Consider the following 15,999-nt stretch of genomic DNA (forward strand, 5'->3'; position numbering starts at 1 on the left):
AGGATCGTCTCTTTTGATTTAATAAAGTAGGCTAATTGAGCACCATAGACTTGTTTCTCACCGATCATGTGATAATCACTAATGTATCGTTTCCAAAGCTTCAACCCTATACCGGCTCTCGCAATTTCAAGATTTATTGGCAATAGGTCCTTTAATTCATCTGCGATCGGAGTGGTATCGATATTGAAGTCTGGTAGTTTTGAATTCCTAAGCCTTATTTTTGAAGTGTCTAACGGTGGAAGTTTAATGAGTCCTGCTTCTTCCAATGTTTCTAGAAAGGATGTACATTGAGGTGTTTTTGCTTTTCCTGCTGGTGTAGTCCACCCTAGAAACTCACATAAGGTTCTTGCTAACTCTGTCCTGGATAGTTGTGGATATCTTTTTCTCGTCCACTTGATAAGCTCTATATCTTCAGACGTGAATTTTCTTCCAGAGAAAGTCATGCTAGTCTTATCCATAGGTACCAAACCTACCTTTCTAAGACTACCATACCATATTGATTTGTGTATTATCAGCCCTATTTTGAGAAAAAGTTATTTTGAAAACCTCTACACCCCTTAGCTATGGCGGGATGTAAACCGGATTACAATTGGATGTAGGTTAAATTCGTCACCAGTGACGAATTTGGATTACCGTCACTGTCGGGGGAAGCAAGCAGTATCGTCCCATACTCTTCGAAGAGCTGCATCAGCCTGTCGGCCGTTCGCTGGGAGTAACTGACGATTCATTCAACCACTTGCCCCATTCCCCATGGGGAAGCAGGTCCTTGGCCTCCTTCAGACGACGGCCGATCTCAATGGCGCCGGCAAGAAGGATTTTCCCGGCCTGGTGTCTGATCGTGTTTATTTCAGCCGCGATCATGAGCGGCGTGCGATCTGTGATCAAATCATTCATAATACTACCTGTCCTTTCTGCTACTTTATTCACAGAATATGGGGCCAGGCTTATGAGTGTGACAAACCTCATTTAAACGGCCTGTCCACCGTTTCAACAGAAATGAACAACCTCCACTCCCGTTAACATCTTCTTGTGCATGCATATTAAGAGGACAGCGGGAGTGTTACTTTTTTATAGGTTGGCCGCAGACTGTTCGGCGAGCTGAACGGAAAGCGGGATATTAAGGTTGTTGGTACCACGACCAACTACCTCTACGATCCGCCGTAAGTTTAGGTGGAGCCTTCTTTTATTTTCCTTTTTTCAGAAACATGCCCAGTATTCCAATTCCTGAATAATATCATCAATGAGTTGATAGTTCCGATTATTATATAATTCAGCAAGAACAATCTCTTTGTTTTGGGCAAGCTGATTTTTTATCTCTTCAAATTCTATATATCCAGGATCTACTAGTTCCTCATCATAAGCTTGTTTAATATCCCTGATGACTTCTTCTGGATAAAGATAATTACTACACCCCACTAGAGCATATACATGTGAATACTCACGGTCTAACCCACCGTTGAATAGTTCTCTGAAATATTCAACCACGTCCTCACGCTCTATCCGTCTCTGTGCAACAAGCACGACTAAAGTATGTAGTGCGGAACCCCGAATATAACCATCGATTTCTTCATTTTCAATGATTTTATGTAATAAATTCACATCTCCATCGTAGATATTGATGATTAGATTATTAAATTTCTGGAAGATACCAGATTCATCAATATATGCATATAAGTGTGACATATGTTTGTACCCGTCTCCCTCCATTTCTATCCAATAATCTTCGACAGAAAAGAGGAAATACCTTCATGAAGTGGAAATTATTATATATGTTCACTTAAAATGGGCATAGGTATCCCAACTTTTTTGCAAGTATTCCTCACAAGACGGATACTCCGCCTAACTTCACGAAATCTGATTTGAGGTGGGAGTTTGGGGTTGACTTCGTGAATACTCGGGACGTTAAGTGAAACAATCGGTTTGGGAGGCATACGGGGTAGGAACATCATGAATCGTATGTTGTACTGAACCGTCTGCCGAGCGATAGTATGTGTATATGGGAATTCAATCTTTTCTACATGATTTATATATTTATCCAACAGATAATTACATTATTTTACCCTTTCCGAGTAAAAGGAATAACCTCAGTATTGATGATATCATAAATCTAATTGAATTTCAGCAAGAAAATAGCCACCGCGCAGCGGTTTAGTACAACAGCGAATTCCCGAAATCCGAGAGAATATGAATGTAGTAACTCGACGTCGCAAACCCTCGGGACGTTAACTGAAATCAGCGACAGACCATGCAGGACTGGGCGTCCTTGCCCGGATATTGGGGGATCGTTGTTGGAGTAATTAATGCGCAATTGTAGGAATATCTGCAGTAAAGTTTATTAATATTTTGCTAATATGAGGTGAATGGATATGAAATATTCATATAAAAATAAGGTGAACCGGAACCAGACATTGTCCGAGAACCACGAATATTCAGTACCTATCCTTGATAAGAATCGCCACAATCTGCCTTGAAGTGGATTATCTTTCTATTGGCTCCTAATGACGAAACCATGGCAGAGGAGGTGGAAAACATGGCCATCGAAGATCCAGTGATGAACTACGCCGTTCGAAGATTAGAAGAAATCAGCAGTGACCCCGCAGTGATCGCCGAGTACCAACGACGAAGAAAATTCGAACTGGACGAAGCGGCAAAAATTACGAGAGCCACGAGATTGAGCGAAGAGAAAGGTAAGCTTGAAGGTAGGATCGAAAAGGCTCACCAAAATGCTATTGAAATACTCCCTGCCCGATTTGGCGGTCAAGGCCAAAGTCTCAAAGATACCATCCTTAACCTTACCAACGAGGCTATTCTTTCTAAGGTAGTTGTCATCTTGGCTACTGCTCCAACTTTTTATGAAGCAGAAGAAATCATCCAGACTCTAAATAATTGCTAGTACGCCATTCCTTTCGTGTCGCAGTCGAGCAAAGTATTACGAGCGTTGGAAGAAAAGGTAAAAAGGCACATTCCTTGTCAGGGATGTGCCTTTTTACTCCGATGTTCAGCTTTAGCTGAACGAGTTTACTTTTTCCTCCCTCCAACGCTACATTCCGGACATACGAAACCATCTCGGTCTGGAACTAAGCTAGTAGTCTGCCTCCCGCAGCACTCACAAACTGGCGTCTCGATCTCGTTCGAGAGAGGATTGTAGAACACAGTGAAAGCGCGCACCTGATCCTTGTGTGCCAATTCCAGTTTTACCCACAAGCAAGGAATATAATAAGCCACAACGTGGTCGAGGTGAATATCGACTTCTACCCCGTAACGTTCTGTCGCATCCTTTTCCCGCCGTTCGCGATCCGCTAAGGTTGCTGACATTTGCTGCTCTAGGCGAGCCTTTTTTTTCAGATCTCCTAGTCCCGTCAATTTCTTTTGTATCTCTGCTGCCAATTCACCGTAATAACTCGCAATTTTGGCTAACTCTTTCTTTTTTTGCCAGGCCCCTTGTGCCATGATTTTATCTACCCACATCTGTGTCACTTGCTCCGCGTTTCGGCAAGCGGTCTGATATAGACCATCTAGCGGCAATTGCCTAGCCTGAGGGAGAGAATACTCACGTTTCTCTGCAGGTACGTGTTTTTGCCAGGATTGGAAAAAATCTGTCTGTACTTGGCCGTTACTGCCATTCACAACAACGGTCACAACCTCTTCACTCTTTTCGTGGGAGCGAAACGTACAACGAAAATTAAACTCATAAAAAATACATTCTTCCACCACGTGCATATTGACCTTTGGAGGACGACAGCGCCGAAACTCCAGTTTCGCTAGAATTTTTTGTTCAAAATTGCGGGGTAGTTCTGGTATATGCCCCGACCAATACCTCACTGTAAAATGACCGTAATTTTGCAGGACAGATTCCACCGTTTTATCTAAAAAAGGGCTGCCATGGGTGATAAGCAAACTCCCCTCAGTTTCCTCAGCCACCTCATAATCAAAAGCCAAGAGCAACTGTTCCTCCCTAAAATACCCCGTCAAATCGTCCGGGAGCAGAACCCCCAAGGTTGCATAGCTTTCTTGTTCGGTCAGTGCTCCAACTCGTTGCAAATAATCCAAAACAAACTTTTCCAAACTAGGTGTTTCCTCAAAACGCACGGTTTACTCCCCCTCTTCTGGAGCCAATTCACCCAAGAGACGGTCATCCAGTTCTTTAACCGCTAAGTAATGATCCCGCGCAACTACCAGTCGATCTCCCAGTTCTTCCATCTCTAACTTCAACGATTCATCGTTATCTGATCTAGCCCAAATGTCCATGATTAAATCTTCAAAGTCGCGTTTTTCCGTCAAATCTCCTAAGATCATATCCAATTCGCCGACGACCAACTGAAACATGTTGATCTTGGCATCAAGAATTTCTAAAATATGAGCTTCAATCGTATCCACTGCGGAGAAATTATAGATATGGACATCCCTTTCCTGACCTATGCGGTGGATACGTCCGATTCGTTGCTCTATGCGCATTGGATTCCATGGCAAGTCGTAATTAATGATGTTATTAGCAAACTGGAGATTGCGTCCTTCACTGCCTGTTTCTGTGGAAACCAAGATATCTACATCTCCCGCAAATAAGCGAACCTGTTCCTCTTTCTCTTGCCGGCGTAAACCACTGTGTAGTTCTGCCATGAGTAAACCATGCGTTCGCAGGGTTTGGACCAGATAATGTTGCGTTTCCGTAAAACTAGTGAAAATTATGACCTTGCCTTGGATCCTAGGCAACAGTTTGAGCAATGTTTCAACTTTGGCCCGTCGTGGTACGTTTCCTGCTTGTCGGGCAAGTACCGTTAAAACCCCTCGCAAACTTTCCGGGTAATCCTGATTAGCTGCCATCTTCTTGAGAGTAGGCAGTACGGCCTCGATACTACTACCCGCTTCCCTCTGTAATATTTTCAGCACAAAGGCATGGACTTCTGTCTGGTCCTTGTCCACTCCCACTCTATAAGACACTCGAACAAAAACTGTAAGACGCTGGTAAAACGCCTTTTCTTCCGGTGTGAGTTCTATCCGAATCATATCCGCACTCCGTCTACAGGCTATTGCACCAGTTTCACTACGTCGGTTGCGTACCATGACTTCCCTGATCAATTGTTTGAGAGTTTCCGTATTCTTAGGTTTTAAGGGATCCCCACGGGTGATATATTTACGTTTAAATGAAGCTGCAGTCTCCAGTTGACCTGGAAAAAGCAAAGTGATCAAATTAAATAACTCCTCTAAATCGTTTTCGACCGGTGTGGCGGTGAGGAGCAGAATATATTTTTTCTTAAGCTGACTTACCAACTGATAGGCTTGGGAACGCTGCTTTTTTAAATGATGCGCCTCATCAACGATCACGAGATCATAAGGGACTGCCAATATTTGCTCTTGCTTACTTCCCCTTTTAGCCGTGTCGATAGAAGCAATAATTCGAGGGAACGTTGCCCAAGGATTAGGATGTGCTTTAAACTCAGCACTGTCATAAACAATGAAATCGAGATTGAATTTACTGCGCATTTCCTCCTGCCACTGTTCGACGAGCGAGGGTGGCGACAAAACTAGAACCCGGCGCACTAAGCCCCGTAAAATATATTCCAGAGTGATGAGCCCAGCTTCCACTGTTTTACCCATGCCCACTTCATCACATAGCAAAGCCCGCCCCCGTAAATTCATCAAAACGTGGCGAACAGTCCTTAACTGGTAATCAAGAGGCTGAAGATGTCGAGCAGCCTGCAGAGACATCAACGTCTCAAAGCCAGGACTTACAGACAACTGCAAAGCCCGCTGGCGCAGATAAAAATCTGAAGTTCGTGAAAAATGCCCAGCTTTAACCCTTTCGAGAACCTGCGCATCTTCAGCAGTATGGAAAACAACGCTTAGCAACGTGTGTTCTGAAGGCGGTTTGAGAACTTTCACAGGTTGATGAATTATAGAAATATTCTCAGGCAAATCAGGCAAAATACTGGGTCGATCAGCCGGAATGCTGATCGGCTGGAGCGGTTTATTAACCTTAGCCGCTGAGGGGTCTTTGGTGAGGACCTTTTCTCTGTTCTTTCCCTTTAGGTCGCTTTTCATTGGGTCCTTTTTCATTGGGACCGTTGTTCTTTGTTTCCCCTCTTTTTCAACCTGGGTGTGTTGGGTCTGCATCTTTTCTCCAAAGGTATGGCTTTCAATCGTCTTTGGTTTTTCTTTTGCTCTTTCTAACGGCTCTTGTATTGGTTTATGTTCTGTTTTCCCCTGCGAACTGATGGGTTTCTGTGGTTCCTGCCCTGCAACCAAAAAATCGAAGGATAACTGATTCGTAGGCTGCTCTAGGTTATGTTCCAGGTTATGTTCAAGCATTTCCCTGATTGGAATAACCCTGAAATAATTTTCTCCCATATGAGACAACTCCAGTCGCAAATAACCCTGTGCTTCAAAAAAATCAACAAGATTTGCGCCTTTTAAAAAGGTAGCTTGTTTATTAACTTTAGCCGTTATCCAACTGCCTATTTCATCCAATAAGACGACAGTCTCTTTAGCAAACGGACTGAAAAGAACTTGTAGATCATTTGGAAGAGGCAAACTATTTAGAACTCTTAAGGTGGGGGGTATTTCAAAAACTACCTTGTTTATTAGATCTGTCATTTGTCCCTTCCGCTCTCCTTTATCTCATTCTTTCCTAAATTATTTTCGCTATAAGTCTACAATTTTCCTCCTGCCCGAGAAGAACAATCCTATCCTTTGGCTCCTCAAGGTGTCATTTGTTGTCGTTCCGCCGAATACCAGGGCAATGGCATATTTTTCTTATGAGTTCTGCTGTATGATGGTCCTTTGATGCTAAGAATCAATATCCCAAAGGGCTTCGCCATTTTCATTTAACCCATAAATTTGGTGATACTCCTTATTCCACGGCTGACGATAAAATGCTGTAAACCTGCGCTGGTTTACCTCAACTATTCTCAATGAGACCTTATCCCCTACCTGGTACTCGTAGACAAGGCTCGTAATCGCCGGATCCATTATTTCTAAAAGGTGATAAAATTGATTTCCTCCTACTCCTCTCACCTTATCTAACGTCTGCTCCCCCTGACCCACAGTAGATTGTTCCCACCAACCGAGATCGTGTTTAAAGCTGCGTGATTCGAATATTTTCGTTCCGTCGGCAAACCGCCTTTCATATACTTCAATCTTCTCCTTGCCGTCGGGTGTGACAAAACGCAAAAAGGCGCCGTTATCCGTGTTGGCGTCAATAGTGAAGTCCATAGTTAAATACATCTCTTCCTCGATAATGGATCGGGAACGGTAGTACAGCGTTCCTGTAGTTACTACGGCTATCAGTACGATAAGCATCAAGACAACCCGTTTGGAAATAAAATTGGTCAAACTCATCACCCCACCTTCAACTACTTCTCTTGATAATTCGTAGTGTTCTACTTACTTTGTAATGCATACCCCGTTTTCGCTGGGATTAAGGCTATACCAAAACACGATGCGCCCGTCAGTCAAAACCCCCAGAATATGGGTTTCTGTTGCTTTGACGGAAATGATTTTAGGCTCGATCTGTAATGTTTTCAGGTTCAGGCAGCAGTTGGAAGGGACTTTCATTGACTGTCTCCAGGTTTTCCTTGCCGTGCTCGGCCACATACTTCAACCCGTAAAACCTGGCCACATTGAGTGGCGCAATTTCCTGGGCGGAGTTAAATTCCCGGGTACTGCCTACGTTGGCAATTGAATCATAAAAATATTCCTGCCAGAGTTTTTCCAGTTCAAACGGATCGGTGATGTCACCGTTTTTCAGGTTTGCCTCCTGCTTAATGCTGTCAGGAGCCTGCACAGGGGAATTCTGAATACTGTTTTTGCATCCGACCACAAGGGCCAGCAACAGTAAAACCACGGCAAAAATAATAGCCTTTTTCATCTTCAAAAAAACCCAAGTATATATAAACTACTTGAAATTTCACCGGGGGAGTGGTTATGGTTATGGTCTTAAATTATCTTAGAACACTCAGTTTGGAGAATAAATTCTTAAATCTATTTCCCATGCTAGCAATTCATCGTTTGTTACAGGGCTTCAATGACCAGGCTAAAGATCTTCTCATCAATATTTTCGGACTGGTGTTAACCAACGCACTTGGTTGTGTGATGATAAACAAACCCCCTACTCAACTCAATATCGAACCCGTAGAAAGGGAATGTTTGCAAGGAAGATTTCAGAATCTATCTAAAATGGAACTAATAAACAGTTTTCACGAAGCCTTAAGACAACTTTGTAGAAAGCTTGAACTATCCGATAGTGTATTGCAAAATCACATGGCAGAAATTATTCCAGAGTTATCTATAAGGCTAATGAATGCTCTTGAAAATAACTGCCTGGATTCAATATTTATTAGCTTCAAAAACAATCAACAACAAACAACCATCTTTCAAGAGGGAAATAAACTTGAGGATGAACGATTCCGAAGCATCGTTGATGAAATCAGAGAATGTCGATATGTCTCAGATAAACTTGCAATCATCCAGAAAGAAATTCACAGCATTAGCGATTATATGGATATCCTCGAGAGCTATTGTATCTTTGATAATGAATTTACCATCAATCTTCGAGTCACTTGGAGATATGGAATTAGCACTTCTTATTAAAATGGTACCCACAGACAATATCATCGACTCTGATATCCATTTCACCGAGAACGAGAAGGAATGGCACGATAAGCTCAATAGCTTCTTTAATCAAATTGATTTAACCAGACAAAAGAGGATTCGAAAGCTCGTTGAAACTATAGTCTTCTAGATTGCCGACCTCCCGTAGCCATGTTTCAGCCCTATTTATTCTCCCTTGTATTAACAAATGCCCCAGAATATTTCTAGGGCATTTGTTTGCTTTCAAAACTATAGTCTTCCTATTAGATACAGTTACCATTGGGTATTGAATCCTGTAATGAACTCACCCTTGTTCGCGCAGCTTCCCTTGTGCTTACCCTTTTTCTTTCGCTTTTCCTTTTCGTGGTCCAGCCCCTTTATCTTGTCCTTTTCCTGGCCCATTTCCAGTGTCTTGATCATTTTTGTTACCCATAATTTAAAACCCTCCTTAGAATGAACTTATGACCTCTAAGTAGGATAACCAAAAATGAAAAAAGGATGTGCAATTACCAACACATCCCCTAAAAACAAGCGGATCATTTAATATGAATTTTGGTTTACCGATAAATCTCGTTTTTCGTATGGTAAATTGGGGGATACAGTTTCTTTAGTCTTTCTGCGGAACTTTTTCTTCAGATCATCCAGCAAGTCCCCAGTGGCTATTCCTTCGACATTTGTGGAAAGCTCAATCTGTATCAACCTATCATACTTATGGATTGTGGAATATGAAGTAGAAAGAACTTTCTTCGTAATATTGGCAAGCGGTATCTGTCGATCATTTGAGCCACTGACATAAATACCATCCAGATTATCTAAGCTCTTACGCTGATCGTCTTTCAATGATACCCTCACATTATACCTATCACCTGCCCACTCAAATTTACCGGCATCTATTCCGTCAAAAAGCGCCTGTATAGTCGCAGCCGCAAGTGCTGTATCAACACCTAAATCAGAAACCTTATCTCTATCAACCTCTAATTTTGTTTCCGTTTTGCCAGTTTTGAGATCTAGGGCTACATCTTTGGCATGAGGATCTTGACTTAGTATCTTTTTCGCTTTCAGCGCGAAAGCCTGCATTACCTCCGTGTCGTTTCCCAGGATAACAAAGGAGACATCCTTACCCTCGTTGGGTCCTAAGGAACTTGATTTAACAGCCAGTTCAACTCCGGAGATTCCTTTTAAGTCCTCCCTGATTTCTGAGGCAATCTGTTTCGACGACTTTTCTCGCTCTTGTTTCTCAGTTAATTTTACATAGAGTGATATTTTTTCAGGGCTGACCGTAGTATAAACATGAGTGACTTCAGGATATTCCACAATCGTTTTTTCAATTTGTTGGGCTTTTTCCCCTCCAGCCTGCAATGTCAAACCAGAGTCTGTACTCACGCTTATATTTATACCCCCTGCATCAGTGGATGGGATAAAACTGAAACCCAGCAAAGGAATCAACCGCATGCTGGCAGCAAAAATTACAATAGTAAAGATTAGGGTTATAAAACGGTGACGAAGAACAACCTTTAAAAATTCAGAATATTTGGTTCCCAGTAAATCAAATTTCTCATTAAACCAGTCTAAAAAATGACCCACAAAGGTTCTTTTCATCTTTCTCTCAGACTTTAATAATTTGGAAGACATCATAGGCACTAAGGTGAAGGATATAAACAGTGAAACCAGCATGCTAAAGGCTACGGTGAGTCCAAATTCAATAAAATATTTTCCGATAATCCCCGTAACCATGGCGATAGGCACAAAAACCGCAACCACTGCAAAGGTTGTTGCCATAACCGCTAAGCCAATCTCCGATGTAGCCTCCCGGGCTGCCTGCATGGGCGGCTTCCCCATATGTAAGTGCCGGATAATATTCTCGATTACCACGATGGCATCGTCAATCAATAAGCCGACCGACAGCGACAGGGCCATCAGTGACATGGTATTAAGAGAAAAATCCATGACCTTCATGGCAATGAAGGTTGTTACAATCGATGTTGGTAAGGAAATTCCACTGATCAAGGTAGTTTCCCATTCCCGTAAAAAAAGGAATACTATAATGACCGCCAGGATACACCCTTCAAGGATCGTTTTTACAACTTCGTTGACCGAATCACGTATAGACACAGAATTATCCGCGACAACATCTATCGCAATTCCTTGGGGGAGAACTCCCTTGATAATCTCTAATTGTTTTTTTACATTATCGGAGACAAGAACTGTATTAGAACCCGATTGTTTAACGATATCAACCCCTATGGCCTCTTTACAATTCCTTCCTGATCAGCTTCCAATGTTGCCTTATAGTATAGCCCTTCGCTTTGAGTTGCCTCTTGCGGACTGATTACTTGCACAGCTACCTTGTTACTTAGAACTGGTGCCACGCTTTCATTATCCTTGGCCACAAAGATTGATTGAAGTTCATTTCGATTAAAAAGTACAACTCCACCTATAAAAATAACGACTATAATTAGGACTGAGATCATTCTCTTTTTACTCATACCTTCACCCCTCATTAGACTGAACAAAAATCCAATCCTTACTTTGTTTTAGCTCCTATTCCGTTTAGTTTGATAAAGCAAACGCGAGTAGGTGTTTAAATACTCTTATTATAAAAGCTTTTCGTTACATTAACAATCTATTGCCAGAAAAATACAGCGCCAATTGGGACAGCCGGTGAATGATATGGAGCTAAAAGCATTATTTGAAGTCCATAAGGACGACGGTAATGATTGGGGAAAGTTAAAAAAATTGTATTTTGTCATGTTGCAAGAAGAATAGGCTTTTCCTCAAAAACATAATTACAAAGGCAATCCCACCTCATGTAAAAGAGGCGGGATTGCCTTTGTAGTGGTTATATTATTAATCCAATACACCACTAGTAATTTATGCTCTTATATTTCTTCTCTTTTACCAGAGGATTCGAACCACACTCAACCCGCTCTTTAACTCAAAAACAAAATGCGTAGGTGTGAGAACTTCTATCTTCTCAACCAACGCATTAAATATTTGTTCATTGTCCCTTATTTCCGCAAGACGATGAATTACGTTTTATTTCATTTTTTACGTAATCCCCCCAAGGACAGGATAACCAATCCGGCAAAAACCAGAATCATCCCGACTTGAGAAAGAAGAGATAATTTTTCTTTCAGCAGAAACAATCCCAATGCCGCTGCAGTAACCGGTTCCGCAAGGGATAAAGTAACTGCTTTGGGAAAGGGTATTTTGGCCAAACCATGCGAAAACAAAACATAAGCAAGGGCAGTGGCCACTAATCCCAAATGGAGGGCAACACCGGTACCTTGGATGGTTTTCAGCCACTCCAGGTTGTAAAAAAAGAGAAAAGGAGAAAGTAGCAATGCCCCAATAGAGAATACAATCCCGGTCACTGCTTCCAGAGGGTGAGACACCAGCAGTTCCTTGCTCGCGGCGGCATAAAGTGCATATGAGACGCCGGCCCCCAAGGCTAGGACGACGCCAATGGAGTTCAGTGCTAGTTTCTGACCGCCAGTAATCACCAGAATACACCCGATCACTGCAAGCAGGGTGGCTGCCGCCCACCTCAGCCCCGGGTTTTCCCGCCGCAAAGTCAGAGAAATTAGACCAGCGAACACCGGCGCGCTGCCGATGGTCACCACTGTTCCTACAGCCACCCCCGTTTTCAAAACTCCGGCAAAAAAGAAAAGCTGATAGGCAGCCATACACCCGGCTGCGAGGAATATGGTCCCCTTGAACCAGGGGGGATTTCCCGCCAAAGCCCCCCGCCGCCAGGCAAAAATCAGAAGAGCCGCTCCGCCTACCGCCAGGCGAACAGCTCCAATGGACAATGGCGATGCGCCGGGAGGGGCAAAAGATTGGACTGTGCCTGTCGTTCCCCAGAGCACCGCCGCTGCCAACACTAGGCTTGAGAAAAAAGTTTCATTATGCTTCATTATTTTCTCCTTTAGCTGATTTCAACAATTTTTAATAATAAAAGTAAAACAACCGATCAGCTTCCTTTTATATAATAATAAAGCAAAATGATAAAGTTTTTTTCACCGGGATTAGGATATTTTTTAGCTTATCTTCATATTGTTCCGCCTATATTCTGCTGGAGTAATACCTTCGATTTCTTTAAACACTCTATCTAGAGAAGACTGGTGGACATATCCGACTTCCCAAGCAATCTGCAAAATATTAAGACTTGTCCCAAGAAGCAGTTGTTTTGACTGCTGGATTCTCACTTTTTTCAGATATGCCATCGGGGTACAGTTCATAATGCCTTTGAACCATGAACAAAAATAACTAACAGTATAATGTTCCAAAGAAGCGAGCTTCTCCAGGCTTATCTGTTCGTTATAGAATTTCTGAATATATTTAACCGAGTCCGGAATCTGATATTCTGTCAAGTAGGTATTAAAAAAACGAAAAAGAGAACTGATCCTAGATGATTCGATTTTACCTTGATCAGCTTCACTTAAAAGAAGGAATCTAATGGCTTTCCATTTCTCATCCATTTCATAGTTTTGTCCACCTGGAAAATTATCCAATCCCCCCAATTGAAACATAAATTGGGGAATATCCAATACCAGAAATTTGTTGTTCTGTTTTGCCCAGAAGGTGTGCTGGCAGGAAGGGGGAAGCAAAAACAAATGGGCCTCATCTAGCTTTAATTCCTTGCCGTCGGTCTTGATGTTCAGAACTCCCTGAAGCGGCAGTATTAACTGAACAAATCTGTGGTCATGGGTTTTCATAACATCGGTATAAGTCCTGTGTTCACAAATTATTTTATTATCCACTGCTGCCCCACCTTTTTCAAAAACATTAACTAAACTCACTTTGATTACTCACAATATATTATTTTAACAGCTTATTTATAAAATTTATATGAAAATTTCTTCTGTTAAACGCTCCAGCATCCGAATAATAATCCCTATACTTTCACACTTATAATAGCATTACGTCCCAGCCTTTTATGTTAAGTGAACAACAATGTTTCTGTAAATTTTCACTCCTCAACCTCCTCCACCCTCATCCCACTTTCCATTGCGCACGTTGTGCGTTTCATATATATTTCGTAGAAATCATCGCTCCTGCAATTGCGATGTAAGACAACCGACTAACCTCATGCGAAAGCCTCTGGGGGACAACAGCATGTCGGTAAAGTCAGGATTAGACAGCAAGTGCTGTCGAGTGGCCTGGCGAGTCAGGACATATATGGTAAAGCCTAGGGGCTGAATCCGGGTCTGTGGCTTTGGGCGCTACCGGACGTAATAATAACTGGTATCAATGGGTATGCCCAAGATTTGAAGAATTGGGTATAAGCAGGCCTATTGACGCACCTGCGGTAAGCAGGGTAACGACCAACCGGATACCTACGTATGGATACACTATATGAAACTGTCAAACGTGACCTGCCTAAGTGCCCTCGGTATATGGCAGAGAGCCCTAATAGTAGCCTAACGGCCTTCTGTAATGGATGGCACATGGTGAAGGGGGGCAGTATTCCAAGTTCCAATTTTGAGAGGAGTTGCTTGGTACCTCCCTGCATGGCTTCTGCGAGGAATGGATCGCGGAACTTATCGCTTCCATGCGCGACGAGTCCTACTTGCCTCAGCCAAACAGAACAACGATGATACCAAAAAGCAATGGTAAAATGCGCAAACTTAGCTTTCCAAACGGAAAGGACAAGCTCGTTTAGGAAGCAGTCCGCATTATCCTGGAGTGCATCTACGAACCTACCTTCTCAAACGTTTCTCACGGCTTCCGGCCAAAACGGTCTACACAAAGCGCCATAGCTGAGGTGGAGACGTGGAGAGGTTCAATCTGGTTTATTGAGGGTGACATATCCGCCTGCTTTGATGAAATCGACCATCGCACACTTGAAACGATACTTCAGGAGCGTATTAACGACGAACGTTTTATCCGGCTTATCAATAAGATACTCAAGGCCGGTTACTTCGACATGCGGCACATTTACCACGGAACCAAAACCGGAAACGCACAGGGTTCTTGTTGTAGCCCCATACTGTGCAACATCTATCTCGATAAACTGGACAGATTCATGGAAAACATTATCGAGATGGACACCACAGGTGATTACCGCAAGCAAAATCCTGACTACACCAAAGCAAGATACCTTTACAAAAAGGCGATCAGCAACGGCAGCGATCCAAAAACCATTAAGCACCTGAACTATGAAATGGAAAACCTCCGTCCAAGGACAACTACGACCCCAATTTCCGCAGAGTGAAGTATGTGCGATATGCTGATGATTTTCTGATTGGCCTGATTGCTCCCAAGGCTTATGCCGTTGACTTGAAGCAGAAAATCAAGGAGTTCCTGAAAAACGAACTCTGCCTAAGGTTAAGCAACGAGAAAACCAAAATTACACATGCCGCAGATAGTGACGTGACCTTTCTCGGATATATCATCCGCAAGGGCGCTGTCAAACACAGCAAATTTCCCACCAAACTTTTTGACTCAACCATCCGTATTTACATGAATATGGATGGTATTATGAAAAAGCTAAGTGAAAACGGAATGTGTACAGGCAATGGCTATCCCAAAGGTATCACTCGCCTCTTTAGAGAATCACCGAAAGAAATCATCAAATACGGCAACCAGGTACTGCGTGGACTCCTGACTCAACAGCGTGGATGCACCAATTTCTATATGGGTGCGCGCATCCAATACATCGTAAAGTTTTCAATAGCTAAAACGCTGGCTCGCAAATTCGACATCAGCATAAAGAAAGTGTTCGCTCGATACAGCAAAGCTCTCATGATCAATTACACAAATGCCAAAGGTAAAGCCTGCTCAGTCAGTCTGGCACTATACAAATCTTTTTCGAGACAAAAGAACTTCTTCGCCAAAATCAAGTTGGCAGTTAAATCGTTTCTTTTCCTGCCCAAGTTCAGCTTGATGGACCCGCTTGCCCATGCCTGCTACATCTGCGGTAATCAGCAGTCCCATGTCAGCATGTATCACAGGAAAACGAAGAAGAAGCTCGACAAGCCCTACTCACCGATTGCCACGATCATGCTGGCCATCAACAGGCGTCAGATACCCCTTTGCGCACACTGCTTTGCTAATGTCGAAGCTGACAGGTTCCAGTTTAATCAGCTGAAACGACGATAACTCAATTGGAATATGGAGAGCCGTATGCGGTGACAAGTCGCTTGTACGGTTCGGGAAGGGGCGGGTTACTTTGCTAATCCGCCTATTTCATACTCAAAAACAAAATGCGTTGGTGTAAGAATTTCTATCTTCTCAACCAACGCATTAAATATTTCATCATCAAACTCTTCAAGTAGTGAATCCCTGCTGTTATATTGTCTCTAGGATCTCATCAAACCTTTGTTTCAGCCCATCCTTCAAGTCGTTTATATTATCATGCTCCAACCTTTTCTTTCTTTCTTTCTTTCTTTCTTTCTTTCTTTCTTTCTT

12 protein-coding genes and 2 pseudogenes are annotated in these 15,999 nt (G+C 42.7%); 3 read left to right on the forward strand and 11 right to left on the reverse strand.

The annotated features are described in order from the left end of the window. From JL57_RS22425 to JL57_RS22435, 3 genes and pseudogenes are all read right to left on the reverse strand, one after another. Positions 1–458, reverse strand: a 458-nt coding sequence (locus JL57_RS22425) for a Druantia anti-phage system protein DruA (RefSeq protein WP_034144159.1), incomplete at its 3' end; no start/stop codon positions are given. 131 nt (positions 459–589) lie between these two features. Continuing rightward, positions 590–894 (reverse strand): annotated as a pseudogene (locus tag JL57_RS22430) (DUF3102 domain-containing protein); the annotation flags it as partial. A gap of 303 nt (positions 895–1,197) precedes the next feature. Next, entirely contained in the window at positions 1,198–1,683 is a 486-nt protein-coding gene (locus JL57_RS22435) for a DUF1186 domain-containing protein (RefSeq protein WP_034144161.1), read from the reverse strand. Positions 1,684–2,530: 847 nt separating this feature from the next. Here JL57_RS22435 and JL57_RS22440 point away from each other — a divergent pair. After that, complete coding sequence (locus tag JL57_RS22440; RefSeq protein WP_034144162.1) at positions 2,531–2,893, forward strand: hypothetical protein; 363 nt, start codon at positions 2,531–2,533, stop codon at positions 2,891–2,893. Positions 2,894–3,018: 125 nt separating this feature from the next. Here JL57_RS22440 and JL57_RS22445 read toward each other — a convergent pair whose 3' ends face one another. From JL57_RS22445 to JL57_RS22460, 4 genes are all read right to left on the reverse strand, one after another. Further along, positions 3,019–4,089: a hypothetical protein gene (locus JL57_RS22445; protein ID WP_034144163.1), complete on the reverse strand. Its 1,071-nt coding sequence runs from the start codon at positions 4,087–4,089 to the stop codon at positions 3,019–3,021. A gap of 3 nt (positions 4,090–4,092) precedes the next feature. Continuing rightward, positions 4,093–6,591: a DEAD/DEAH box helicase gene (locus tag JL57_RS22450; protein WP_291300423.1), complete on the reverse strand. Its 2,499-nt coding sequence runs from the start codon at positions 6,589–6,591 to the stop codon at positions 4,093–4,095. A 192-nt stretch (positions 6,592–6,783) separates the two neighbouring features. Next, entirely contained in the window at positions 6,784–7,335 is a 552-nt protein-coding gene (locus JL57_RS22455) for a hypothetical protein (RefSeq protein ID WP_291300424.1), read from the reverse strand. A 160-nt stretch (positions 7,336–7,495) separates the two neighbouring features. Further along, positions 7,496–7,864, reverse strand: a complete 369-nt coding sequence (locus tag JL57_RS22460) for a hypothetical protein (RefSeq protein WP_034144164.1) — start codon at positions 7,862–7,864, stop codon at positions 7,496–7,498. A 56-nt stretch (positions 7,865–7,920) separates the two neighbouring features. Between JL57_RS22460 and JL57_RS22465 the strand changes: the two genes are divergently transcribed. After that, positions 7,921–8,586 carry a DUF6179 domain-containing protein gene (locus JL57_RS22465; protein ID WP_291300425.1) on the forward strand — a complete coding sequence of 222 codons (666 nt, stop codon included), beginning with the start codon at positions 7,921–7,923 and terminating at the stop codon, positions 8,584–8,586. Positions 8,587–9,126: 540 nt separating this feature from the next. On the opposite strand, the gene JL57_RS22470 is transcribed toward JL57_RS22465, so the two are convergent. From JL57_RS22470 to JL57_RS22485, 4 genes are all read right to left on the reverse strand, one after another. Beyond that, positions 9,127–10,830 carry an efflux RND transporter permease subunit gene (locus JL57_RS22470; RefSeq protein ID WP_366557073.1) on the reverse strand — a complete coding sequence of 568 codons (1,704 nt, stop codon included), beginning with the start codon at positions 10,828–10,830 and terminating at the stop codon, positions 9,127–9,129. Next, on the reverse strand, positions 10,827–11,072 hold the full coding sequence (locus tag JL57_RS22475; protein WP_034144165.1) for a hypothetical protein: 246 nt from the start codon (positions 11,070–11,072) through the stop codon (positions 10,827–10,829). Before JL57_RS22475 ends, JL57_RS22470 begins: the two co-directional genes overlap by 4 nt. 555 nt (positions 11,073–11,627) lie before the next feature. Then, positions 11,628–12,503: an EamA family transporter gene (locus JL57_RS22480; RefSeq protein ID WP_034144166.1), complete on the reverse strand. Its 876-nt coding sequence runs from the start codon at positions 12,501–12,503 to the stop codon at positions 11,628–11,630. A 123-nt stretch (positions 12,504–12,626) separates the two neighbouring features. After that, positions 12,627–13,388, reverse strand: coding sequence for an AraC family transcriptional regulator (locus tag JL57_RS22485; RefSeq protein WP_291300426.1), 762 nt, complete (start codon positions 13,386–13,388; stop codon positions 12,627–12,629). Between the two features lie 698 nt (positions 13,389–14,086). Between JL57_RS22485 and JL57_RS36570 the strand changes: the two are divergent. Then, positions 14,087–15,690: pseudogene (locus tag JL57_RS36570) on the forward strand (reverse transcriptase domain-containing protein); the annotation flags it as partial. Positions 15,691–15,999: the final 309 nt, after the last annotated feature.

The sequence above is a fragment of the Desulfosporosinus sp. BICA1-9 genome (assembly GCF_000802135.1).